We start from the raw sequence: 23170 nt of genomic DNA, 5'->3' as shown, positions 1-23170 counted from the left end.
CCACCCCGCCGCTCAGCCGCGCGGCGCCACGTACAGGCTCTGGGTGCTGCGGCCGAGGGGGCCCTTCTCGTCGTGGAGGGCCGACTCGGCGAGGCCGATGCCGGAGGCGTCGACCATCGTCCGGGCGTCCAGGCAGACCCACTCGCCCTCGGGATGGCGGTGCACGCCGACGGTGAGGTCGGTGTTGATGAAGACGTACCGGTGGAAGTCCAGCTCGGCGCTGACGCCGTTGCCCGAGTCGGCGGCGATCAGCACCCTGCTGAGCGGTGTGATCTCCTCCCCCGCGACCAGCGGCACCCGCATGCGCATCCACGCCTTCGCCGGGCCGGGCTCCAGGAAGGAACCGGCCGCGAAGCGCACCTCCATGCCGGTGTGGTAGCCGCGGTCCCACGGGACGGGGAAGAACGGCTTCGCGGGTGCGCTCGCCGGGCCGGGCACCTGAGGGCCGGGCGACACCTCGGGGACCGAGTGCGGCACCGTCTTCAGGAGCAGCGCCGTCACCCGCATCACGTCCGCGCCGCCGTCGGGCGTGAGGACGGCCTCCACCAGTTCGGTGCTGCGCCCCGAACGCAGGACCCGTACGGCCACGGTCAGCGGCCGGATCGGGACCGGGCGCATGATCTCGTACGTGAGCCGGGCGACCCGCAGGTCCGGCCGGCCCCCGGGCCGCTGCTCGACGGCCAGCCCGAGCAGCGCGGCGGGCGGGCCGGCGTGCTGGGAGCCGGCGTCCCACGGCCCTCGGGTGGAAGGGGTGGGAAGGAACCGGTCCTGGCTCTCCCGCTCGTAGAAGGCCTCTGCTTCCGACACGCTGTGCCCTTCCCTCCGTGGTCCGCCGTCCGTCCGGCCCCATGCTACTAAGCGCTTGCTCATTGCGCTGGGGCCGGAGCGGACCGGCGGCGCCGCTCAGTCCTCCGGACTGCCGAACCAGCGCCCGACGGCCCGCTCGAACGCGTCCCGGTCGACGTCGCCCCCGGCCTTGCCCGCCCAGGCGACGATTCCGTCGGGGCGGATCGGCACGGCACCCGGTCCCAGGGCGTTCCGCGCCGCCCCGGCCGCGTACCGGATCCGCTCGCCCCAGCCCTGCGCCGCGTCGCGCAGCCGGCCGTCGGAGGTGAAGTCGAGGGCGACGCCACATCCTTCACGCAGCAGGTCGCCGAGGCGGGTGCCGTCCTCCCGACGGAGTTCCGGGGCGGTGCGGCCGACGAGCGGATGGTCGTCGCCGAGTCGTGGCGGACCGACGATCCGGACAGTTTCCCGGCGGCGTAGGTCGTTCCGTCGCGGGTCCCGATCAGGTCGCGGACCAGCGCGCGCGCCGCGCGGCCGTGCGGGTCCGGCTTCAGGGCCGCCGGGCGCGTCCCCGCTCAGGGTCGCCGCGAGTTTCCGGCCCAGGTTCACCCTGCCCGCCGAGGGGAAGAGTGGATGTGGTCGGCGTCACCCGCGCGCGGGACGCGGCCCTGACGGTACGTCGTCGTCGGCATCGCCGGTCGGTGTAGGTCGAGACGAGGTGGACCTCGCCCAGGGTCACATCGGTGCGGACACCCGGCGCAGCACCGCCTCAAGGTGTGCCCGGCTCGGCGTCCGCGAGCGGTACATGCGGACAGCACCGTCTCGACCGCGTCGAGGCTCGTCATCATCCCTTCCGTCGCCGGGCCGGGGAGCCGGAACGGCAGGGCGGCGACATCGACCCGGGCCGGGTCGGGCGGCGGGCCGGCGAAGTGGCCGACCGGAGGCCGTCAGCACTTCCACCGGCATCCCCCGGCGGTGGAACGCCTCGACCGAGGCCGAGCGGGAGCGTCCGCCACGGGGAGTGCGGCCTGGGCTCCTGCTCCAGCACCAGGAACCGTGCCGAACCCCGCCGACAGACAGCCGACCGACACCACGTGCGTCCCGGGGGCGGTACGGAGCCCCGTCCGCCCCGCCCGACTGTGGCCGGATTAGCCGTCTGACGGATGTTCGATCGCCGCGATACTCAGGGCTGGGCAATCCGTCCCGAATTTCCGTCTCCGGAGGCCGCTGATGCCACAGATCAGTGTTCACACCGCCGTGCTCGACGCCTGGCTGTCGGGTGCCGAGAGCGCGTACGGGCAGGTCAACCCCGCTGGTCCGCTCTACGTCGGTGGCGCCGCCGCCGAAGCCGCGCTCACCGACCCGAGCGACTCCCTCTACGGCTTCTGTTCCAGCCCGAGCGGGTCGCAGGGCAGCTGGTGCTGCTGATCCTCTGAGGCACGACGGGAGCGGGGGGACCGTGCGGCTCCCCTCGCCCCTCGCGGGCGCATCGCCGGACGGGCACACACCTCGGGTGGAACAGGGACGGTGGAGGGTGAACGGATCTGCTCCGGTGCAGCCGGTGGAGCCGCTACCGGGAGACAGGGACGAGACGGAGTGGTTCGCCCGCCCCGTACGCGTCCTGGCCCGCCCGTGGCGGGACGAGCTCGCCAGGCGGCTGAGGGACGTCGACGCCCTCGGCGCCGAGGAACGGGACGTGGTGCTGGAGGCCGGTCACACCGCGCTGCTCAGGTCCCTGCACGCGAAGCTGGCGCGGCTGTTCCTCATCGAACTCCACGCGCTGCGCATCGCGGCGGACGGTGCGGCAGGCGGCGTGACGGCCGCAACCGGTGCGTCCGACACGGCGGCCTGGGCCGCGTTCATCGAACTGGCCGCCCAGGACGGCTATCTGGAGCGGCTGGCCGGCCGGTATCCCGTCGTGGGCCGGCGGATCGCGTCGGTCGCGCGGCTCTCGGTGGGCGCGACGGCCGGCTTCGCCGAACGGTTCGCCGCGGACCGGGAGTCGCTGCGCCCGCTGTGCGGCACGGACCCGGGACGGCTGCGGACCGTGACGTTCGGGGCGGGCGACACCCACCGGGGCGGACTGACCGTCAGCCGGGTCGACTTCGACGACACGAGCGTCATGTACAAGCCCCGGTCGTCCCGGATCGACGTGGCCTTGGGCGGCCTGCTGGAGGAGCTGTTCACGGACCTCGCCGACGCCCCCGCGCCGCACGAGCGCATCCGCGTGCCGCGCACCCTGGCCCGCGAGGGCTACGGCTGGGCCGAGTTCGTCCGCCACCGCTACTGCGCCGACGACACCGAACTCGCCGTCTTCTACCGCAACGTCGGTCACTGGCTGGCCGTCCTGCGGCTGACCGGCGGCACCGACATGCACGCCGAGAACATGATCGCGGCCGGTCCGGTGCCGGTCGTCGTCGACGCCGAGACCCTCTTCGACGCCCCCGCGCCGTTCCCGCCCAGCGGACGCGGCGACGCCGTCGACGTGGCGGCCGCGGCGATCCGCCGCACGGTGCTGCGCACCGGACTGCTGCCCGTGCGCGGCACCGGGTTCGCGCTGGGCGGGGTCGACATCTCCGGGATCGGGGCGCTGCCCGGCCAGCAGCCGCTGATCCCGCATCCGGTGATCGCGCAGGGCGGCACCGGCGCCGCCCGCTTCGAGGTCGGCCTGGTGGCCGTGCCCACCGCGGGCAACCACCCCAGTCCCGCCCCGGTGCTGAGCGCGTACTGGGACCGGATCCTCACCGGATTCCGCGAGATGACCGCGCACCTGCGGCGCCCGGGCACGGATCCGCACCGGCTGCTGCGCCGCTTCGAGGGCGCCCGGGCACGGCGGATCCTGCGGCCCACACAGGCCTACGTGGACATCGGCCGGATGCTGTGGCACCCGGCGTCGCTGCACGACGAGCTGGCGGCCGTCGAACGGGCCCGGGACATCCTGCGCCGCAACGCCGAGGTGCTGCCCGGAGCGCCCACCGACCGGGTGGCCATCGAGGGGGAGATCTCGGACCTCCTGGTCGGCGACGTCCCGATGTGCACCTTCACGGTGGACTCCGCGGCGGTCGAGGCGACGGTGCGGGACTGGCGGACGGCCGATCTGCCGTTGGAGGAGTCGGTGATCCAGGACGCCCTGGTCGGCGCCTACCTCAACGAACGGTCGCTGCCCGGCCGGGTGCGGTCCGCCGCCCGTCGTCCGCACGCCCGGGACCGGGAGCGGCGCCGTCGTGACCTGGCCGCGCGGATGGTACGGCGGCTGTGCGACGGGGCCGTGCGCGGCCCGGACGGCACGGTCACCTGGATCAGCCCCGTGTTCACGCCCGCCGGATGGTCCATCAGGGTGCTGCCCGCCGATCTCTACACGGGGCAGGGCGGGGTCGCGCTGGCCCTCGCCGAGTACCTGGCCGAGGTACGGGCCGGGCGGGCGGACGAGGTGCCGGGCGTCGCCGACACCTTCGACGGAGCGTTGCGGGTCCTGGTCGGCACCGAGGACCTGACGGCCGTACCGCCGTCGGCGGGCGCGTTCAGCGGCGCCGCGTCCCAGGTGTGGACGTGGCTGGCGCTGCACCGCGTCCTGGGCGATGCCTGGCTGCTGAGGAGGGCCGCGCTGCGCGCGCTCCCCCTCGCCGAGGGCCCGCTCGTGGCGAACGACGTCGAGGTCGACCTGCTCAACGGCGCCGCGGGCGCCGTGGTCCCGCTGCTCGACCTGGCCGCCGCGACCGGGGAGGACCGGTGGGCGGCCGCCGCGGCCCGGATCGGGCGCCGACTGAGCGGACTGGCCGTGCACGACACGGCCGGCGCCCGCTGGACCACCCGGCTCAACCCGCAGGGCATCGGCGGCTTCGCCCACGGCGCCACCGGCATCGGCTGGGCCCTGGCCCGTCTCTCCCTGGGCGACGCGGGCACGGCCGACGAACGGAACGGCTGGAGCCGCCTCGCCGAACAGGCCTTCGCCTACCAGGAATCCCTCTGGCAGCCCGGCGCGGGCAACTGGCTCGACGCCCGGGTCGGCGCCGAGGAGGACTTCTTCACGAGCTGGTGCCACGGCAGCGCGGGCATCGGCATCGCCATGCTCGACCTCCACCGGCGCACCGGCGATCCCGCCCGCCTCGACATGGCCCGACGCGCCGCCCGGGCCTGCGCCGCCGAGGGCTTCGGCTGGAGCCACACCCTGTGTCACGGCGACCTCGGTCTCTGGGAGCTCCTCACCGCCCTCGAACCCGACCGCACCGCTCCCCTCGACGGGGAGATCCTCACCAGCCTCGAACAGCGCGGCCCCACCGGCGGTCTGGCCCGCGAGGCCTTCTCCCCCAGCCTGATGGCGGGCCTCGCCGGAGTCGTCCACACCCTGCTGCGCATGCACCCCGCCGCCGACCTGCCCGACCCGCTCCTCCTGGACGCCCTCCGCCCGGACCGCGGCACACCCGGGTGAGGCCCCGGCCCCTGACCCGGCCCCCGGACCCGACCCCCGACCCGGCAGAATGGCGGCCATGGACCAGAACCAGAACACCAGTGCGACAGCCGCCGAGCCCAGGCCACCGTTGACGGCCGGCCTCACCGGCGCCGAGCTGCTGCGCTGGTACTGGACCCTGGACGAACTCACCGGCCTCGCCCGCACGATGGGCGTCACGCGCCACGGCGGCAAAGCGGCCCTCACCGCCCGGCTCGCCGCGGCGCTGGACGGCCTGCCGCCGCCGGCCGCCCCGGCCCGCCGCCGCCCGGCCGGAGCGCAGCTGGCCGAGCCCGTCGACGGCGCCACCGTGATCCCGGACGGCCAGCGGTGCGGCCAGGTCCTGCGGAGGTACTTCCTCGCAGCGATCGGCCCCGGCTTCCACTTCGACGCCTTCATGCGGGACTTCATCGCCCGCAACCCCGGGCGGACCCTGGCCGACGCGGTCGCCCACTGGCACGCGACCCGCCCGGACGCGGCCCGGCCCCGCGAGATCGAGGAGCAGTTCGAGTACAACCGGTTCACCAGCGCCTGGCACCGCCGGAACCCGGCCGGAACCCGCGCCGAGGCCCGCGCGGCCTGGTACGCCCACCGCGCGCTCCCCCGCCACCCCGGCGACGGCTGACGGCAGCCGCTCCTCCCAGAAAACCGCCGCGCCCGACCCGGCCCGTCGGGCGCACCGGCAGTGTGACGGACTCCTTCAGCCGGCTGCGGGCAACGCCACGATCGCCCGGCCGGCCGAGCGGGTCCGCAGGCCGTGGACTCCGGCGACGAGCGAGAGGTCGCCGGTTCGTCTTCGGCTCTCTCGCCAAGGGCAACCACCAGGGCGGTCTCCCTCGGATCAGCCGGGGTTCCGGTCGGCGGTGACCAGCAGGTACTCCCACTCCATGGCACCGTCCGCGAGGTGCCGGGCGGCCAGCTCCGTGAGGGCCGTGTCCAGGGCGGTGACCTTGTCGGGGTCGTCGGCGACCGCGCCGTAGACCGCGACGGTCGGGCCGTAGCAGTTCTTGAAGAACTCCCGGAACTCCTCCGGCCGGGAGAACCGGTCGACGCGGAGCATCCGGCGACGGGCGTCGACGCCGGTCACCCGGTCGCCGAGCAGGGCCCGCACATGGCTCTCGTCGCCCCACAGCGGTGCCGGCTGTGCTCCGGGCGGCGGCGGGGGCGCGAAGGGGCGCATGGCGGTGAACATCTGCCCGACGAACCCCTCCGGGGTCCAGTTGGCCAGGCCGATCGTGCCGCCGGGGCGGCACACCCGCACCATTTCGTCCGCCGCCCGCTGGTGGTGGGGGGCGAACATGACCCCGACGCACGACACCACGGTGTCGAAGTCCGAGTCCGGGAAGGGCAGTTCCTCGGCGTCCGCCGCGCGCCATTCCAGCTCGGCTCCGCGCTCGGCGGCGAGGTGACGTCCGGCATCCAGCAGTTCCGGGGTCAGGTCCACGGCCACGACGTCGGCCCCTTCGAGGGCGGCGGGGATGGCGGCGTTCCCCGAGCCGGCCGCGATGTCGAGCACCCGGGTCCCCGGCCGGACGCCGCTCTCCCGGACGAGCACGGGACCCAGGTCCGGGATGACGTCCGTGGCGACGAGGGCGTAGTCGCCCAGCGCCCACATGGCGCGATGCTTCGCCTTCAGCGCCCGGTCGGCCTGCGCCGCCTCACTCGACTCGGACATGACGGATGCCTCCGCTCCAGTGCCGTGCGCGTACGGTCCCGGGCGGTGGCAGGCGCCCGGACGCGTACACCCGAGCAGCGCCGGCTCCGGCGCCTCCTACGACTGTCTCACGGTTCGCCCCGCCCCGCCGGAGCCGGCGCCCGCGGGCTGCGATCGCGCTCGCGTCCCGTCCGGGCGACCATGACAGGACCGGCACAGCCGACGCCCCCTGCCCGCCGATTCCGGAGGTGGCCGTACTGCGCACCGCGCTCCCCGTCCTCCTCGCGATCTGCGCGGCCCTGAGCAACGCGGTCGCGACGGTGCTCCAGCGCAAGGCGGCGCTGACCGTGCCGCGCTCCCCGGGGTTCCGGGCCGGCCTGATGCTCGACCTGCTGCGCCGGCCCGTCTGGCTGGCGGGGATGCTCGCGGTGATCACCGCAGCGGTCTGCCAGGCGGTGGCGCTGGCGACGGGGCCGCTGACGATCGTGCAGCCCCTGTTCGTGCTGGAGCTGCCGCTCACCCTCGTCGCCGCGTCCGTCCTGCTGCACCGGCATCTGCCCGGCAGGGGCTGGCTCGCCGTGGCCACGGTGGTGGCCGGACTCGCGATCGCCCTCACGGCCGCGTCCCCCAGCGGCAACCGCACCCATGTGCCGCCGGACCGCTGGATCCCCGCGCTCGCCGTCTGCTCGGGGACGGTCGTCGTCCTGGCGCTCGCGGCCGTGCGGCGCCCGGAGGGCCGTGCCCGGGCGGCCTGTCTGGGGGCGGCGACGGCCATCGGCTACGCCGTGACCGCGGCGCTGATGAAGTCCTCCACCCACATCCTCGACGAACAGGGGCTCGTGGCCTTCCTCTCCGCCTGGGAGACGTACGCGTTCGCCGCCACCGGTGTCTGCGCGCTGTTCCTGCTGGAGAACGCGATGCAGGCCGGCCCCCTGGTCGCGTCGCAACCCGCGCTCACGCTCGGCGACGCGGCGGTGAGCCTCGTCCTCGGCATCACCCTGTACGAGGAGGCCGTCCGCTCCGGGTGGTGGCTGCTGCCCCAGCTGTGCGGGGTCGCGCTGATCGTCGCCGGAGTCCTCACCCTGTCGCGGATTCCCCTCGCGCGGACGCTGGTGGCGCAAGAAGAGCGGGCGACCCCTGCCCGCCGGCAGGAACCACCCCCCGCGTCAGGGGCCGTTGATCGATGGTCGTGAGCCGTTCGGTCGGCTCGCCGGGACGGGTCCGGGTCATGGCGCTGAGCCCGATCGTCGCGGTCGCGTTCCGGAGGGCTCTGAAGCGGACGCCGGGGTGCGCGGCGGCCGCCGCGGCGCGGAGATACGGCAGTGGAGCCAGACCCAGGTACTGCCCGCCAGGTCCGCCGGATCCAGCGGGGCGGTCGGCGAGGCGCGAGGTCGCCGTGGTGCCGCGCACCGGGGCGGTCCGGCGGACGATCGCCCGGTCGGGCGAGCGGTCGAGGAGTCCCGCGGCGGCCTCGTGGGTGCGGATCTCGACGTCCGGCACCGCCCGGTGGAACTCCTCCCGCACAAGCCGCAGGGGCCAGGAGAGGGCCGTGGCGACGGCGCCGACGCCCAGTCGTCCGTCGCGCCCGGTGGCGGCCTGCCGGACGGCGGCCTCCGCCTCCTCCGCGTACCGGATCAGCGTCCGGCAGTGGTCCAGGAACACCGCTCCGGCGGGGCTGAGGGCGACCGACCGCTGGGTGCGGTGCAGCAGCTCGCAGCCGAGCTGCCGTTCGAGCTGCTTGACTTCCCCAGGTACTCCAACCCGGCGCCGACGCCTGGACTAGTCCCGGGGGTCGGGCTTCCAGTCCTGGGCGAGGAGCCCGAGCAGGACCTCGTCCAGGAACTCGCCCATCACCCAGGCCGAGGAGCGCAGCACGCCCTCGCGGACGAAGCCGTTGCGCTCGGCGGAGCGCAGCATGGGGGCGTTGTCCGCGAGCGTCTCGATCTGGAGGCGGTGCAGACCGCGCACGACGAAACCGTAGTGGCACAGCACCGCGACCACGTCGGTGCCGTAGCCCTGGCCGCGGGAGGACGGCAGCAGTCCCAGTCCGACGTGCGCGACCCGGTTGTGGTTGTCGATGCCCCACAGTGTCGCCGTGCCGACCAGCGTGCCGCCCTCCAGCTCCACCACGGAGAACGGGACGGTTCCCTGCGCCGTGTCGTCCACGACGAGCCGCGGGTCCTTCGTGTCGGGCTTGAGGGGCCGCCACGGCCCGCCCTCGGCCCGCGAGGCGTTGACCACGTCGTTGTAGAGCTCGGCCCGCAGGATCGGGATGTCCTCCTCGTGCCGGGCCCTGAGCCCGACCTTGCTGCCTCTAAGCATGTGAGCTTCTTATCCGGCCGGATCGGTCGACGGCAAACCAATATCCGGGCGACTCGACAGGCCGCCTCCGCAGGAGGGGGGAACGGTCAACCGTTCGTACGCCGAGGCCGTCGCCGCGGCCCCCTCGGTTCCTTTCCCCGAGCCCACCGCCTCCCGCCGGCCGTCGATGCCGTGGAGGCGGTGTCGGTCGGTGGGAGGGGTGTTGATGTCGGGTCAGTCGGAGGCCGGCGTGAGGCGGACCGGGAGTTCGAAGAGGTCGTTCTGGGTCACCACGGGCTTGTTGCGCAGGTCCGACGGCGGTACCGCGAGGTCCAGGCCGGGGAAGCGGGCGTAGAGCGCGGGCAGGGCGACGTCCGCCTCCAGACGGGACAGGGCCGCGCCGGGGCAGACGTGCGGGCCGTGGCCGAAGGAGATGTGGCGGGTGCGGGTCTCACGGGTGATGTCGAAGTCACCGGCGGTGGGGCCGTGCGCCTCCTCGTCGCGGCCTATCGCGCCGTAGGAGATGATCAGCGCGTCGCCCGCCGGGAGGACGCGGTCGCCGACCTGCACGTCCTCGGTCGCGAACCGGATCAGGACGTGCGAGGTCGGGGTGGACCAGCGCAGCGTCTCCTCGACCACCGCCGACCACTCCGCCTTGTCCGACAGGACGAGGGCCCGCTGGTCGGGGTGGGTGGAGAGGTTGACCACGGCGTTGACGATGAGGGAGATCGTGGTCTCGTGACCGGCGGCGACCATGAGCTGGAGGGTGGAGACGATCTCCTCGTCGGTGAGGCGGTCGCCGTCGTCCGAGGCCTGGATGAGCGCGCTGGTCAGGTCGTCGCCGGGGGCGGCCTTCTTCGCGGCGACCGTCTCGGCCATGATCCCCGCCAGTTCGACGAGGGTGGCGACGACCTCCTCGGGCGGGGTCTGGGTCGAGAAGAACTTCTCGAACAGCTCCTTCAGCCGCGGCAGCCGGCTCTCCTCGATGCCCATGAGGTCGGCGACGACGTACATCGGCAGGGGGTAGGCGAACTCCGCCTTGAGGTCGACGACATCGGCGTCGGCGGGCAGGGCGTCGAGGAGCCGCTCGGTGAGCTCGGTGATCCGCTCGCGCAGGGTCTCCACCCGGCGCGGGGTGAGGGCCTGGGCGACGAGGCCGCGCATCCTGCGGTGGTCGGCGCCGTCCACGGTCAGCATCGAGCGGCCGGGGTTGACCAGGCCGATCAGGGGCCAGTCCGGCGGGATCTCGCCGCGCCGCCAGGCGCCCCACACCTCGATGTCCTTGACCAGGCGCGGGTCCGTCAGCAGCGCCTTGGCCTCGGCGTGCCGGGTCACGGCCCACACGGGCACTCCCCCGGGCAGTTCGACCGCGGCCAGCGGTCCGGCCGCGCGCAGCCTGGCGCTCTCACCGTCCAGGTCGGTGACGAACGGATCCAGGGCGATCCGCAGCTCTTCGGTGCCGGACGTCATGATCAGTTGCCTCCCAGGGCAGGGGTGGGGGTGAACCGCACGGGCAGTTCCGTCAGCCCGCGCAGCCAGGGTGAGGGGCGGCGCGTCAGGGACTCGGCGGGGACGTCGAGGTCGATGTCGGGCAGTCGGTCGAGGACGACCTCCAGGGCGGTCCGGGCGATCACCTCGGCGATCTCCTGGGCGGGGAACGGGCAGCGGTGCTCGCCGTGGCCGAAGGAGAAGTGCGCGTTGTTGCCGCCGGTGAGGTCGCCGCCGACGGGACGCACCTGGGGGTCGGAGTTGGCCGCCTGGAGGCCGAGGAGGAGCAGGTCCCCGGCCCGGATGTGCTGTCCGCCGAGGTGGGTGTCGCGGGACGCCCAGCGGCCGGCGACGTTCTGGGTGGGCGTGTCCTCCCAGAGCACCTCGTTCATCGCTTCCGCGACGCTGTTGCGTCCGCCGAAGAGGGAGGCGGCGAACCGGTCGTCGGTGAGCATCAGCCGCAGCGAGTTGCCGATCCAGTCGGCGGTGGGCTGGTGCCCGGCCGCCATCATCACCATCAGGTCCTGGGCGATCTCCTCGTCGGTGAAGCCGCTGGGGTCGGCCAGCATCCGGGAGACCACGTCGTCGGCGGGCGCGGCCCGGCGGGCGGCGAGCAACTCGCCCATGGAGGTGGCGAGATGGCTCTGCCCGGCGAGGGCGCGCTCGCGGCCGTCGATCATGTCGTTGAGCGCGGTGACCAGACCCGGGCCTTCCTCGTCGGGGAAGCCGTACAGCCGTGCCAGGACGCGGACGGGCAGCAGCATGGCGTACTGGCCGACGATGTCGGCGGTCCCCTTGGCGCAGACCGCGTCGATCAGCTCGTCGGCGAACCGCTCGGCGTGGCGGCGCAGTTGGGCGGGGTCGCTGGCCTCGAGCGCGTTGCTGATCATGGCGGCGCGTTCGCGGTGGCGCTCGCCGACCGTGTAGAGGATGGACGGCTGTTTGCGGCCGATCATGGGCAGCAGGGGCCAGTCGCCGGGGATGGTGTCCCACTGGTTCCACAGGTCGGAGTCGCGGCTGAACAGCACGGGGTCGCCGGTGACCTGGTGCAGTTCGCGGTAGCCGAGGACGAGCCAGGCCGGGACGTCGCCGTCCAGCAGGACGGGGGTGACGGCTCCGTGCTCGGCGCGCATCTCCCGGTAGAGCCGGGCGGGTTCGCTCTGGAAGCGGGGACCGCTGAGCGGAACGGCGTCGGTGCTCACGCGAACTCCCGTGGTGAGGCGGCGGTTGGGGCCGTCGTACCGGCGTACCGGCTCTGGATGTGCTGGACGAGCGTGATGAGGACCTGCTTGCTGGACTCGCGGGAGCGGGCGTCGCAGTCGACCAGGGGCACCCGCGGGTCGAGGTCGAGGGCCTCGCGGAGGTCGTCGTGCGAGTGGCGGGGGCCGCCGAAGTCGTTGCAGGCGACGATGAACGGCGTACCGTGCCGCTCCAGCCGGTCGATGGCGTACCAGGAGTCGTCGATACGGCGGGTGTCGAGCAGGACGACCGCGCCGAGGGTGCCGGAGAAGAGCCGGTCCCACAGGAACCAGAAGCGTTCCTGGCCGGGTGCGCCGAAGAGGTAGAGCACGTTGCGCGCGTCGAGGGTGATCCGGCCGAAGTCGAAGGCGACGGTGGTCGCGGTCTTCCCGCGGATCTCGGTGACGTCGTCGACGGTCTCGCCCGCGCGGGTCATCGTCTCCTCGGTGTTGAGGGGACGGATCTCGCTGACCGAGCGGACCATGGTGGTCTTTCCGACACCGAAGCCGCCCACGACGACGATCTTCAGACCGTTGTCGGCGGAGGCACCCAGCGGGATGCGTGCCTCAGAGGTTGCGGAGTCCAACGAGCACCTGCTCCAGGATGTCGGGGTCGGGAAGGACCGAGATGCGGGGGTGGCGGGCGCTGACCTTGCCCGCGGCGAGCAGGTCGGACAGCAGGATCTTGGTGATGCTCACGGGCAGCCCCAGGTCGGCGGCGACCTCCACCACGGCGGTGGGTGCCTTGGTGAGGGCGAGGATCGCCGCGTGCTCGGACTGCATGCCGGGGGCGGCGTCGCTCTCGGCCACCACGAGCGTCACCAGGTCGAAGGGGCTGTCGGGCCCGGACCGGCTGCGTCCCTGGGTGAGGGTGTACAGCCGGTCGGGGGCGTCGTCCCTGCCGGGCCGCCTCATGCGCTGCGGGGCGGGGCCGTCAGATGCTCGCCGAGCTGTTCCACCAGCTCGCTCATGTTGTGCCCGACGAGACCGGGTTCGGCCTCCTCGTCGGTGACGACGGCCAGGTGCGCGCCCTCGCCGGCCTCGACGATGAACAGCGTGCCGCCGTAGAACTCGGTCATCGAGGAGCGCACACCGCCGCTTCCGTCACCGAACTCGACCGAGGCGCCGTGCGACAGGGACTGGATACCGGCGGCGATGGCGGCGAGCTGGTCGGCCTGGTCGACGGTCAGTTCCGGGGTGCGGCACAGCTTCAGCCCGTCACGGGAGAGCACGAGGGCGTGCCGGGCGCCGGGGGTGCGCTCCAGGAGCCCTTCGATGAGCCAGGTGAGCTTCTCGTCGGCGGTCGTCGTGCCGGTCATGAGGTGGTGTCGCCTTCCGGGTGCGAGGGGGTGGATCTGTCGGGGGCCGTTTTGGTGCCGGAGGACGGCGCGGTGTGCGGGTCGCCGCCGGCGGGGGGCAGCGGGTGGCCGCCGGTGTGCTCGTCCGGGTCGGCCGAGGGCAGCCGGGCGCCGCCGGTGCGGTGCGCCGGGTCGGCCGAGGGCAGGCGGTGGCCGCCGGTGCGCTCCGACGGGTCGGTCGCGCGGACCGCCTGGCGGAAGGCGCCGAAGCGGCTGGCGCGGGTGCGGATGTCCTCGGGTGCGGCGGTGGGGCGCGGGGTGCCCTGGGCGGCCCGGGCGTTCTCGGCGGCGGCCAGGGTGTGTCCGCGCCGGCGCTTGGGCAGACCGCCGCCCGTCGGCGGGGTGACGCCGGACTCCTCGTGCGGCCGGGCCTCCTCCTCGCACGGCGTGGCGTCGGCGGGTGCGGGGGTGTCGCGGTCCGGGCCGGCGGTGCGGGCGGGGGCGCTGTGCGGGCGCGGGTCCGCGGGGAGCCGTACCGGAGACGGCGCGGTGGTGAGGATGTCCTGGGGGACGAGCATGAGCACCCCGGTGCCGCCCCGGGCGGAGGGCCGGAAGGAGACCTTCATGCCGTGCTTGCGCGAGAGGCGTCCTACGACGGCCAGGCCGAGCCGGGTGCCGGTGAGTCCGCCGAGTCCGGTGATGTCGCCGGTGACGGCCTGTTCGGCGCGGCGGAGCTGGACGTCGCTCATGACGAGCCCGCTGTCCTCCACCGAGACGATGGCGCCGGCGGGCACCTCCTCGACGTAGACGTGGACTTCGGCGTTGGGGGGCGAGAAGTTGGCGGCGTTGTCGAGCAGTTCGGCGAGCGCGTGCATCACGCCCTCGGCCGCGTGGCCGGCCACCGCGACGTCGCTGACGGAGTGCAGGCGGATGCGCTGGTAGCCGCTGATCCGGCCCATCGCGCCGCGCAGGATGGACTCCATGGAGATGGGGCGGGCCCAACGGCGCCCCGAACGTGCCCCGGTGAGCACGGCGACGGAGTCGGCGAGGCGGCCGGCCTGCGCGGTGCGGTGGTCCAGGTGCAGCAGGTCGGCGAGGACGTCCTCGTCGCTGTGCCGTTCCTCCATGGCGCGCAGGTCGGCCAGGGTGCCGGTGGCCAGGGCCTGCATCCGGGCGGCTGCGTTGGCGGTGGCGGCGACGGCGGTGTCGCGTTCGGCCGCGGAGCGGGCGAGTTGCTGGGTGAGGCTGCGCACCTCCGCGGCGAGCCGGGCCCGTTCGACCTCCGTCTCCTTGGCGCGTACGGCGCGCTCGCGGGTGAACTCCTCGGCGAGCCGGGCTCGTTCGTGGGCGGCGGCGTCGGTGTGCCGTTGGTGCTCACGGCGCCACTGCTCGGCCTGGAGGTCGCGCTCGCGGGTGACCCGCTCGATGTCGGCCGTTGTCGTGCGCAGCACGGCACGAGCGGCTCGTGCGGACCGCCGCGCCGTCACGGCGACGGTGACGGCGGCGCAGAGCAGGACCCCGCCGATCGCGCCGCCCCAACCCACGGTCACCCGCGCCGACATGGGGACGGACGTGACCGCCCAGGCGACGGCGAGTGCGGCCAGGGCCGCGGTCAGCAAGGGCAGGGGAAGCAGCGAACGAAGGCTGGATCGGGCGTCGGAGGGTGCGGGCGCGGTCATCGCTCAGGGTCCTTGGGCGGCCGCACGGAAAGCGGCCTTAGTGTCATCCTCGGGGGCAAATTATGCACAGAAAGTTGTAGTCACTGATCAACCGGGCGTCACTATACGAGAGTTTCGATCACTCTCAATAGCTTCGGCCCACCTCCACAGGAACCTCTTCGGCGAGGACGGCGCGGACCGCGGTGCCGGACGATGCCGGGAGGGGCACCCGGACGGCCGCTCACCGCGGGCGGCGGTGCCGGTCGCTGCGTAGCGTCGAAGCGACGGCCGCCCCCGGCCGGGAGGAGACGCCCATGCCACGCCGCGCCATCGCCGCGGGCGCAGTCGCCGCGATCATGACCGTCGCGCCGCTTGCCGGAGTCGCGCACGCGCAGGACCTCGACTGCCGTGACTTCACCTTCCAGGAGGACGCCCAGGCCGTCTTCGACCAGGACCGGAGCGACCCCAACCGGCTGGACGAGGACCAGGGCCCGGACGACGGCATCGCCTGCGAGGCGCTTCCCCGCAGGTCACCGGCCACCCTCGCACCCGCCACGAGCCGTCCCACAACGGCGCCGGACAGCTCCTCTCCGCTCCCGAGCCGCGGTGTCCAGGGCGGCGTCGGCGGCACGGCCACCGCCGGCCCCTCCGGCCGGGACGTCGGCATCGGCACCGGCCTCACCCTGGCGGGCCTGCTGGCGGCCGCCGGGTGCGCGCGCCGACGTCACCGTGCCTGAACCGACACCGGCTCGGCCCTCGGCGTCCCCGTCATACGGGCACCTGCCACCCACCCACACCATTTCCGGCCGCCTCGGCCCACGGCGAACCCACACCCAGCCGGATCCACACCCCAACCGATCCGCACCCCGGCCGACCGGGCCTCGGTGAACCCGCACCCAACCGATCCACACCCCGGCCGACCGGCCCTCGGCGAACCCACGCCCAGCCGATCCACACCCCGGCCGATCCACACCCCGGCCGACCGGGCCTCGCCCTGTCCGGCCCCGCGGCCACCAGGCGCTCGTCGTCCCTGTCGTGCGGGCAGCTGCCACCCGCCCGCACGGTTTCCGGCCGGCTCGGCCCTCGGCGAACCCACGCCCAGCCGATCCTCACCCCGGCCGATCCACACCCCGGCCGACCGGTCCTCGCCCGCCCGGCCCCGCGGCCACCAGGCGCTCGTCGTCCCTGTCGTGCGGGCAGCTGCCACCCGTCCGCGCGGGCTCCGGTCGGGTCGGTTCTCGGTGGATGTACGGAGGTTCTTCGCGCCCGGCCGTCGCCCGGGACCGGCAGCCGGATCGTCTCGCGCGTGCAGGCTCCGATCCCGGGCGGCCCCGCCGTGCAGCCCGGACGGAGCATCGCCGTCACGCCGGAGCGCCGCCCGCGGCGAGGGCGATGCCCAGGGGGGTCTGTTCGTACAGGACCTCGTGGCCGTAGCGGCGGGAGGTGAGCAGGCCCGCGTCGCGCAGGACCGCGAGGTGGGCGGAGACCGAGGACGGCGCGAGGCCCAGCCGGCGCGACAGGGTGGTCGTGCCCGCGGGCTCACCCAGGGCGCCGAGCACGGCGGCACGGCCGCGCCCGAGGAGCCGTACCAGGGTGTCGGGGGCGTCGGCGCAGGGCTCGGCCCACAGGCCTCCGATGCCCCGGGCCGGATAGACCAGCATCGGCTGCCAGGGCGGTTCGAAGCCGCCCACCACGTCCGGCCACGAGAACACACTGGGCATCAGGACCAGGCCCCGGCCGTCGAGGTCGCGCTCGTGCTCGCCCCGCGCGTTCACCGTCAGCGTTCCCGCCCGCCAACCGATCCGCGGGTCGAGCTGGGGCAACAGCCCGCCCAGGCCCGTCTCGGCCAGGCGCCGTGAGTGGAAGGCGACGTCCGCCTCCAGCAGGGCCCGCAGCCGTGGCCAGTACGGTTCGACCAGGACGTGCCAGGCCTCCTCCAGCAGGTCGGCCAGCCAGGTGATCGTGTGTTTCATGTCGCGAAGCAGGGCCCTGCCGAGCCGGGAGCCGGCGGCGCCCGGGGTGTCCGCCAGGGAGCGTGCGGTGTCATGGTGGGCGACCCGCCGGTCCGCCTCCCGGACGAGCGCGATCTCCTCGTGGAACGCCGCCGCCGGGCCGGGCGGCTGCGGGCTGAGCCAGTCCGGGGAGTGCCCGTACCTGGGCATCAACAGCCACAGCGGGGCCAGGTCCAGTCCGCGCGCGTCCTCCTGGATGCGCCGCAGCCACGGCCCGTGGAAACCGTGCCGGTCGGGCCGGTTCAGGGTGCGGACGGCTTCCTGGGTCTCCCACAGCGGTGACACGGCGAAGCGGCACCGCAGGAGGTCGTCCTCGCCGAGACGCAGGTGCAGCGGCAAAGGGAGCCCTCCAGCGGGTCGAGGAAGATTCGCCTGACACCGAAACTCTACGGCGCCGGCCACGACTCCAGCAGGCTGCCTCCCATGCATCCCGGTTATCGACGCGTCTTCGCGGTGGCGGAATTCCGTGCCGTCTTCGCCGCGCACTCCCTCTCGCTGCTCGGCGTCGTCGTCAGCGAGGTCGCGCTGACCGTACTGGTGTACGGGCTGACCGGCTCGCCGTTGCTCAGCTCGCTGGTCTTCGCCCTCGGATTCCTGCCGTACCTCGTGGGCGGCACGCTGCTGTCCGCGGTGGCCGACCAATACCCCCCGCGCCGGGTCCTGGTCCTCTGCGACCTGCTGTGCGCGGCGTGCGCGGGCGCCATGGCGCTGCCCGGCACCCCGGTCGCCGTCCTGCTGGTCCTGCGCTGCGCCATCGCCGTCACGGCGCCGGTCTTCACCGGCACCCGCACCGCGACCCTCGCCGACATCCTCGGCGACGGGGACCTGTTCGTGCTCGGCCGGTCGCTGCTGCGGATCGTGTCGCAGAGCGCGCTGCTCATCGGGTTCGGCCTGGGTGGTGTGCTGCTCACCGTCGTGTCCCCCCGGGGCGCCCTGGTGGTGACCGTGTGCACGTTCGCGAGCTCGGCGCTGCTGCTGCGCCTCGGGACGCGCCGCCGGCCCGCGCGCGCCCGGGGCGGGGCGCTCGTCCGCAGCTCTCTGTCCGGTACTCGTCAGGTCCTCAAGGACCGGCGGACCCGGGCCGTCATACTGCTGATGTGGGGGCCGCCCCTGTTCGTCGTGGCTCCGGAGGCGCTGGCCGCCGCGTACGCGGACGAGATCGGCGTCGGTACGGTCGGTGTCGGTCTGCTCATGTGCGCGCTGCCGGTCGGGACCATCGTGGGCGAGTTGGCCGCCGGCTCGCTGCTGTCGCCCGCGGCCCGTTCCCGGATCACCCTGCCCCTGGCGGCCGGCGGACTGCTGCCGTTCCTGGCCGTACCGCTGCTGCCGGGGCTCGGCTGGGTCCTGCCCGCCCTGGCGCTGGCGGGGGCCGCGGGGGCGTACACGCTGGGTCTGGATCAGTGGTTCGTCCAGGCCGTCCCGGCGGAACTGCGCGGACGGGCCATGACCGCGCAGACGGCGGGACTGATGACGATCCAGGGCGTGGGCATGGCCCTGGCGGGTGCGGCGGCCGAGCTGTGGCCGGTCAGCACGGTCGTCTGCGCGGCGGGGGTAGTGGGCACCGGGTGCTGCGCCGCGCTGGCCCTGCACGTCCTGCGGACCGGGAGGACCAGCACGGTGGGCCGCACGGCACCCGCGCGGTGACCGCGCCGGCCGCGGCAGGACGTGTCGCGTCGGTTCGGCGGAGCGTCGCCCACGGGGCCGCCCCATGGTGGTCGCACTGGTGGAAGAAGTCCCCGTGCGCCGCCGGACCGGCCGGTCCGCCCGCCGGGCCCGCCGGTCATGCGCGGCAGTCGTACGTCAGGTGCGGCAGTCGTACGTCAGGTGCGTCGCCGTCGATGTCGGGGTCACGCTCCGCCGCACCAGCGTGCGGGGGGTGCCGCCGGTGAACAGGGGGATGCCCCCGCCCAGCACGACGGGTGCGAGGTGGAGGCTCAGGGTGTCGACCAGCCCGGCTTCGAACGCCGAGCCGATCGTGGCGCCGCCTCCCATCAGGACGACGTCGAGGTCCTTGCCGCTGCGCGACGCCGCCGTCTCGGCGTGCTCGCGGGCGGCCGTGACGGCGTCGCGCAGTCCGGTGGTGACGAACGTCCAGTCGAGGTCGGTGAGCCGGACCGACTCCGGGGGTGAGCCGGTCACGACGACGAAGGCGGGCCTGCCGACCTCACCGGCGCCGTAGCCGGTCGTGTCGTCCCAGCCGCCCGGGCCGTCGACCTGGTCGAAGAGCCGGCGGCCGAGGACGACCGCGCCGGAGCGGGCGGTGCCCTCGCGCAGGATCCGACGGTCGTCGGGGTCGTCGGAGAACGCCCAGGTGTGGAGGGCCTCGCCACCGGTGCCCAGGCCGTTGTCGGGGCCGGGGTCGGGTCCGGTGACGAAGCCGTCGAGGGAGACCGAGATGTCGGCGATGATGCGCGTCATACCAGGGCAGACCCCGTGCGCCGCCCGAACTCATCGGCCCCTGGGCACCACGCCTCGGACTGCTAGCGCGCCGTGACCCGGCCGGTCTCCGCCGGGGCCTTCGTGCCCGACGACGTGACCACCTCGGAGTTCCCGCTGCCGCGGTCCAGGAGGCCGCCGGTGAAGGCGAGGCCGAGGCCCGCGGCGGCGAGGCCCGCGCCGACCAGGGCGGGCGAGGCCCAGCCCCAGCCGGCCGAGATGGCGAGGCCACCGAGCCAGGCGCCGCCCGCGTTGGCCAGGTTGAAGGCGGAGTGGTTGGAGGCCGCCGCCATGGTCGGGGCGTCCTTCGCCTTGGCCATGAGCAGCATCTGCACGGGCGTGGTGACGAGGGCGCCCATCGCGCCCATGACGACGAGCGTCAGCAGGGCGGGGACGGTGCTGTGGACCGTGAAGTAGAACGCCACGAGCGTCGCGCCGAGCAGGGCGAGTCCGCCGTACAGCGTCGGGCGCAGGGCGCGGTCGGTCAGCGGTCCGGCGATCAGGGTGCCCAGTGTCATGCCGGCGCCGTAGAGCGCGAGGACCAGGGTGGTCGAGGAGTCGGAGAAGCCCGTCAGGTGCGTAAGGATCGGCACCAGGTAGCTGTAGACGGCGAAGAAGCCGCCGAATCCGACGACGGCGGTGGCGAGTCCGATGGCGACCTGCTTGTTCCCCATCGCCCGCAGTTCGTGCCGGATGCCCGCCTGGGAGCCGCGCGGCTGGTGGGGGACGAAGGCGGCGAGCGCGGCGAGGGCGATCAGGCCGATGACGGCGACCGCGCAGTAGGCGTAGCGCCAGCCGAACTGCTGGCCCAGCGCGGTACCGGCCGGGACACCGACGATGTTGGCGACGGTGAGGCCCAGGAACATCCGCGAGACGGCGCGTCCGGCCCGCTCGGGGGCGACCAGCCGGGAGGCCACGACGGCACCCACGCCGAACAGGGCGCCGTGCGGCAGGCCCGCCAGGAAGCGGGCGGCGAACAGCCAGCCGAAGGTGGGGGCGAGGGCGGACGCGACGTTGCCGATCACGAACAGCCCGGAGAGCAGGAGCAGCAGCCGCTTGTGGGGGATGCGCGCGCCGATGCCGGTGAGGACGGGTGCGCCGACGACGACGCCGAGCGCGTAGGCGGAGACGACGTTGCCGGCTTGTGGGACGGAGACGCCGATGCCGTCGGCGATCTGGGGAAGCAGTCCCATCGTGGCGAATTCGGTCGTACCGATGCCGAACGCGACGACGGCGAGGGACAGCAGTGCCAGGGGCATGGAGCGGAAGTACCTTTCGGGGGCGACGATCCGGATGCGGCGGAGCGGGCGGGGACCGACGTCGCCCTGCTCCGGTGGCCAGTCGCGCCGGCCGCCATTGCCCGGTGCGCCCCCCGGGGCAGGGGAGGCCCACCAAGGTGCAGCAGCGGCGCGGGCCTGCGCATTCCAAGATCGAGCCCTGCCCAATGTGGCCTTCGCCACATACCGGTGGGGATCTACCAGATCAGGCACCAGTAGCCGTCGGAGGTGCCGACGCCGATGCGGCCGGCCTGCGGCACGAGCCGGGGGTCGGGGTCGCCCCGCGCCGACAGCGAGCACGCCGGGTCGCCGACCGTCCCCGAGGCCGCCATGCGCTGTGCGGCGGCCTCGGCCAGCGGCGACGTGAACCAGACGGTCGTCGGCGCCGAGCTGCTCGGGACCGTGGAGGGCGGTGTCGGAGCGGGGGTGGAGGACGGTGCGGAGACGGTCGGCGTCAGGCGGGGCACCACGGTCGCGGTCTGCACCGGCGACCGTACGGGCGTGCGTGACGGCGTCGGTTCCGGTGCCGTCCGCCGGGGCGTCGGCGACGACACCGCGTGGCCGCCGGGGTGCGTCGTGGCCACCGGTGGTCGGGAGCTCGACGGATGCGTGGGGACCGGACGTGACGTGCTCGAGGTCCGCGGGGAGGCCGTCCGTGAGGGCGACGCGGTGAGCGAGGGTGGGGTGAGCGTGGGCAGGGACAGGCCCGACGAGGCGCTGGGCGACGGCCGGGAAGTGCCGTCGTCCGAGGCCGTCAGCGCCCAGACGCCCAGGCCACCGGCGGTGAGGACGGCTGCCGCACCCACGATCCACGGCGCTCTGCGCGAGGGGCGTCGGTGGCGGCTCATGTCTCTCACTGTCGGCCCGCCCGCCGGTCTTCTCAAGCGGTGGGGCGCCTTTCGTACCCTTGCGGCATGCGGATACGCCCCACCCTGAGCTGGACGCCCACCGAGGGCCTGCCGCCGGGCACCACGGATCTGGAGCCGGTCGTCGACGCCCTGAGCGGCGGCGGGGTGCTGGTGCTCAGCGGGGCGGGCATCTCCACGGAGTCGGGCATCCCCGACTACCGGGGCGAGGGCGGCAGTCTCAGCCGGCACACGCCGATGACCTACCAGGACTTCACCGCCGAGGCGCAGGCGCGGCGCCGGTACTGGGCGCGCAGCCACCTCGGCTGGCGCGCCTTCGGCCGGGCGCGGCCCAACGCCGGGCACCGGGCCGTGGCCGCGTTCGGGCGGGCCGGGCTGCTCGCGGGTGTGATCACCCAGAACGTCGACGGGCTGCACCAGGGCGCCGGCAGCGAGGACGTCGTCGAACTCCACGGCAGCCTGGCCCGGGTCGTCTGTCTGTCCTGCGGCGCCTTCAGCGCGCGCCGGGAACTCGCCCGGCGGCTGGCGGAGGCCAACGCGGACTTCGCGCCGGTGGCGGCGGGCCTCAATCCGGACGGTGACGCCGACCTCACCGACGAGCAGGTCGGGGACTTCCGTGTGGTGCCGTGCGCGGCGTGCGGCGGTGTCCTCAAGCCCGACGTGGTGTTCTTCGGCGAAACCGTGCCGCCGGCACGGGTCGAGCACTGCCGCGGGCTGGTCCGGGAGGCGACCTCGCTGCTGGTCCTCGGGTCCTCGTTGACGGTGATGTCCGGGCTCCGGTTCGTCCGTGAGGCCGCGCGGGCGGGGAAACCGGTGCTGATCGTCAACCGCGACGCGACCCGGGGCGACCGCCACGCCCTCACCCGTGTCGCGCTCCCGCTGGGCGCGGCCCTCACCACGATCACCGACCGCCTGGGCCTCCCCGGCACCGTCTAGGCGGCACGGTCGAGGGTCACCCGGTCCTGTGGCCCCAGGCCGCCTTGTTGCCTCAGGGGCTTGCGGAATCGTCCTTGCGCAACGACGCGATGAGGCGTTCGAGGTCCCCGCGTGCCGTGTACGTACGGATCGGGTCGATGTAGTCGCGTGACTCGACGATCCGGCCGTCCCGCACCCGCATGACGAAGACGCAGGGCACCTTGGCCGTGGAATCGTCCGGAAGCGTGAACTCGTAACCGAACTCGGCGACGATCACTTCAGGATCGGCGGTCTCGTGAACGACGACATCGACGACCCTCCTTCTCGGCAGGGACTCCCGTACTTCCGGCGGCACGGTGAAGTGCTCCCGGAGGGCACTCCGACTCGTCAACGGCTCGGACTCCGGCGTCGCCATCGGGTGCCGGACATCGGTGACCTCGCCATACAGGTCAGGCAACTCGTTCAAGTTCCCGTCGGCGACTCCGTGAACAAGCCGGAGAAACACCTCGCGCGGGCTCGGACTCACAAGACCCCCCAGTAGCACGGCCAACCAAGGATCATTATCGCCCGACACAGGCCGGCGTGCGGACAGTTGCCGCGTGGTCCGCGTCCGGCGGCAGGGGACCGTCGGTGGGAACCCCGCGCAGCCGACGACACTGGAAGTGGGCAGCGCCGACACCGTGCAGCTCTGCGTCTGCCCGGCCCCTTCCCGCGCATCCGCACACCGACCTGATCCAATCAGCTCACCCCACCTCGGTAACGCCATCCCGTGACTTGAGCGGAAAACGCGTCGG

General features: G+C 74.0%; 22 protein-coding genes. 7 read left to right on the top strand and 15 right to left on the bottom strand.

From position 1 onward, the window contains the following. Positions 1-12: 12 nt before the first annotated feature. Together ACYQ8Q_RS42745 and ACYQ8Q_RS42740 are read right to left on the bottom strand one after the other, a co-directional pair. Entirely contained in the window at positions 13-807 is a 795-nt protein-coding gene (locus ACYQ8Q_RS42745) for a thioesterase family protein (RefSeq protein WP_460072564.1), read from the bottom strand. Between the two features lie 96 nt (positions 808-903). Further along, on the bottom strand, positions 904-1395 hold the full coding sequence (locus tag ACYQ8Q_RS42740) for an aromatic-ring hydroxylase C-terminal domain-containing protein (protein WP_460072563.1): 492 nt from the start codon (positions 1393-1395) through the stop codon (positions 904-906). Positions 1396-2016: 621 nt separating this feature from the next. Here ACYQ8Q_RS42740 and ACYQ8Q_RS42735 point away from each other — a divergent pair. The 3 genes from ACYQ8Q_RS42735 to ACYQ8Q_RS42725 all read left to right on the top strand — a co-directional run bounded on the left by ACYQ8Q_RS42735 (position 2017) and on the right by ACYQ8Q_RS42725 (position 5858). Further along, complete coding sequence (locus ACYQ8Q_RS42735) at positions 2017-2214, top strand: DUF6229 family protein (protein WP_359289929.1); 198 nt, start codon at positions 2017-2019, stop codon at positions 2212-2214. A gap of 106 nt (positions 2215-2320) precedes the next feature. Further along, on the top strand, positions 2321-5215 hold the full coding sequence (locus ACYQ8Q_RS42730; RefSeq protein ID WP_460072560.1) for a type 2 lanthipeptide synthetase LanM family protein: 2895 nt from the start codon (positions 2321-2323) through the stop codon (positions 5213-5215). A gap of 58 nt (positions 5216-5273) precedes the next feature. Next, a complete protein-coding gene (locus ACYQ8Q_RS42725; RefSeq protein ID WP_460072558.1) occupies positions 5274-5858 on the top strand; it encodes a DUF6434 domain-containing protein in 585 nt (194 codons plus the stop codon). A 216-nt stretch (positions 5859-6074) separates the two neighbouring features. On the opposite strand, the gene ACYQ8Q_RS42720 is transcribed toward ACYQ8Q_RS42725, so the two are convergent. Next, entirely contained in the window at positions 6075-6908 is an 834-nt protein-coding gene (locus ACYQ8Q_RS42720; RefSeq protein ID WP_460072556.1) for a class I SAM-dependent methyltransferase, read from the bottom strand. A 227-nt stretch (positions 6909-7135) separates the two neighbouring features. Here ACYQ8Q_RS42720 and ACYQ8Q_RS42715 point away from each other — a divergent pair, with 227 nt between their 5' ends. Continuing rightward, positions 7136-8080, top strand: a complete 945-nt coding sequence (locus ACYQ8Q_RS42715; RefSeq protein ID WP_460072554.1) for a DMT family transporter — start codon at positions 7136-7138, stop codon at positions 8078-8080. 586 nt (positions 8081-8666) lie between these two features. Here the strand turns inward: ACYQ8Q_RS42715 and ACYQ8Q_RS42710 are convergent. The 7 genes from ACYQ8Q_RS42710 to ACYQ8Q_RS42680 all read right to left on the bottom strand — a co-directional run bounded on the left by ACYQ8Q_RS42710 (position 8667) and on the right by ACYQ8Q_RS42680 (position 14891). Continuing rightward, a complete protein-coding gene (locus ACYQ8Q_RS42710) occupies positions 8667-9209 on the bottom strand; it encodes a GNAT family N-acetyltransferase (RefSeq protein WP_460072552.1) in 543 nt (180 codons plus the stop codon). A gap of 213 nt (positions 9210-9422) precedes the next feature. After that, positions 9423-10658, bottom strand: a complete 1236-nt coding sequence (locus ACYQ8Q_RS42705; RefSeq protein ID WP_460072550.1) for a cytochrome P450 family protein — start codon at positions 10656-10658, stop codon at positions 9423-9425. A 2-nt stretch (positions 10659-10660) separates the two neighbouring features. Then, complete coding sequence (locus tag ACYQ8Q_RS42700; protein WP_460072548.1) at positions 10661-11878, bottom strand: cytochrome P450; 1218 nt, start codon at positions 11876-11878, stop codon at positions 10661-10663. Beyond that, positions 11875-12501 carry a GTP-binding protein gene (locus ACYQ8Q_RS42695; RefSeq protein WP_460072547.1) on the bottom strand — a complete coding sequence of 209 codons (627 nt, stop codon included), beginning with the start codon at positions 12499-12501 and terminating at the stop codon, positions 11875-11877. The genes ACYQ8Q_RS42700 and ACYQ8Q_RS42695 overlap by 4 nt, the downstream gene beginning before the upstream one ends. After that, complete coding sequence (locus tag ACYQ8Q_RS42690) at positions 12482-12829, bottom strand: DUF742 domain-containing protein (protein ID WP_460072545.1); 348 nt, start codon at positions 12827-12829, stop codon at positions 12482-12484. The genes ACYQ8Q_RS42695 and ACYQ8Q_RS42690 overlap by 20 nt, the downstream gene beginning before the upstream one ends. Then, entirely contained in the window at positions 12826-13233 is a 408-nt protein-coding gene (locus ACYQ8Q_RS42685; protein ID WP_460072543.1) for a roadblock/LC7 domain-containing protein, read from the bottom strand. The genes ACYQ8Q_RS42690 and ACYQ8Q_RS42685 overlap by 4 nt, the downstream gene beginning before the upstream one ends. Then, entirely contained in the window at positions 13230-14891 is a 1662-nt protein-coding gene (locus tag ACYQ8Q_RS42680) for a sensor histidine kinase (RefSeq protein WP_460072541.1), read from the bottom strand. Before ACYQ8Q_RS42680 ends, ACYQ8Q_RS42685 begins: the two co-directional genes overlap by 4 nt. Before the next feature lie 293 nt (positions 14892-15184). Here ACYQ8Q_RS42680 and ACYQ8Q_RS42675 point away from each other — a divergent pair, with 293 nt between their 5' ends. Next, a complete protein-coding gene (locus ACYQ8Q_RS42675) occupies positions 15185-15607 on the top strand; it encodes an excalibur calcium-binding protein (protein ID WP_460072540.1) in 423 nt (140 codons plus the stop codon). Positions 15608-16231: 624 nt separating this feature from the next. Here ACYQ8Q_RS42675 and ACYQ8Q_RS42670 read toward each other — a convergent pair. Next, entirely contained in the window at positions 16232-17221 is a 990-nt protein-coding gene (locus tag ACYQ8Q_RS42670) for an ArsR/SmtB family transcription factor (protein WP_460072538.1), read from the bottom strand. An 84-nt stretch (positions 17222-17305) separates the two neighbouring features. Between ACYQ8Q_RS42670 and ACYQ8Q_RS42665 the strand changes: the two genes are divergently transcribed. Then, complete coding sequence (locus ACYQ8Q_RS42665) at positions 17306-18526, top strand: MFS transporter (RefSeq protein ID WP_460072536.1); 1221 nt, start codon at positions 17306-17308, stop codon at positions 18524-18526. A 156-nt stretch (positions 18527-18682) separates the two neighbouring features. Here the strand turns inward: ACYQ8Q_RS42665 and ACYQ8Q_RS42660 are convergent, their stop codons facing one another. From ACYQ8Q_RS42660 to ACYQ8Q_RS42650, 3 genes are all read right to left on the bottom strand, one after another. Then, positions 18683-19300, bottom strand: a complete 618-nt coding sequence (locus ACYQ8Q_RS42660) for a dihydrofolate reductase family protein (RefSeq protein WP_460072534.1) — start codon at positions 19298-19300, stop codon at positions 18683-18685. 62 nt (positions 19301-19362) lie between these two features. After that, positions 19363-20577, bottom strand: a complete 1215-nt coding sequence (locus tag ACYQ8Q_RS42655) for an MFS transporter (protein WP_460072531.1) — start codon at positions 20575-20577, stop codon at positions 19363-19365. A gap of 215 nt (positions 20578-20792) precedes the next feature. Further along, on the bottom strand, positions 20793-21443 hold the full coding sequence (locus ACYQ8Q_RS42650) for a hypothetical protein (RefSeq protein WP_460072530.1): 651 nt from the start codon (positions 21441-21443) through the stop codon (positions 20793-20795). Positions 21444-21509: 66 nt separating this feature from the next. Between ACYQ8Q_RS42650 and ACYQ8Q_RS42645 the strand changes: the two genes are divergently transcribed. Next, entirely contained in the window at positions 21510-22397 is an 888-nt protein-coding gene (locus tag ACYQ8Q_RS42645) for an NAD-dependent protein deacetylase (protein ID WP_460072528.1), read from the top strand. A 52-nt stretch (positions 22398-22449) separates the two neighbouring features. Here the strand turns inward: ACYQ8Q_RS42645 and ACYQ8Q_RS42640 are convergent, their stop codons facing one another. Continuing rightward, positions 22450-22920 carry a nuclear transport factor 2 family protein gene (locus ACYQ8Q_RS42640; RefSeq protein WP_460073736.1) on the bottom strand — a complete coding sequence of 157 codons (471 nt, stop codon included), beginning with the start codon at positions 22918-22920 and terminating at the stop codon, positions 22450-22452. Positions 22921-23170 lie beyond the last annotated feature (250 nt).

The sequence above is a fragment of the Streptomyces sp. YKOK-I1 genome, assembly GCF_054660435.1.
The sequence above is the reverse complement of the archived record's forward strand: the minus strand, read 5'-3'. Positions and strand labels throughout refer to the sequence as shown.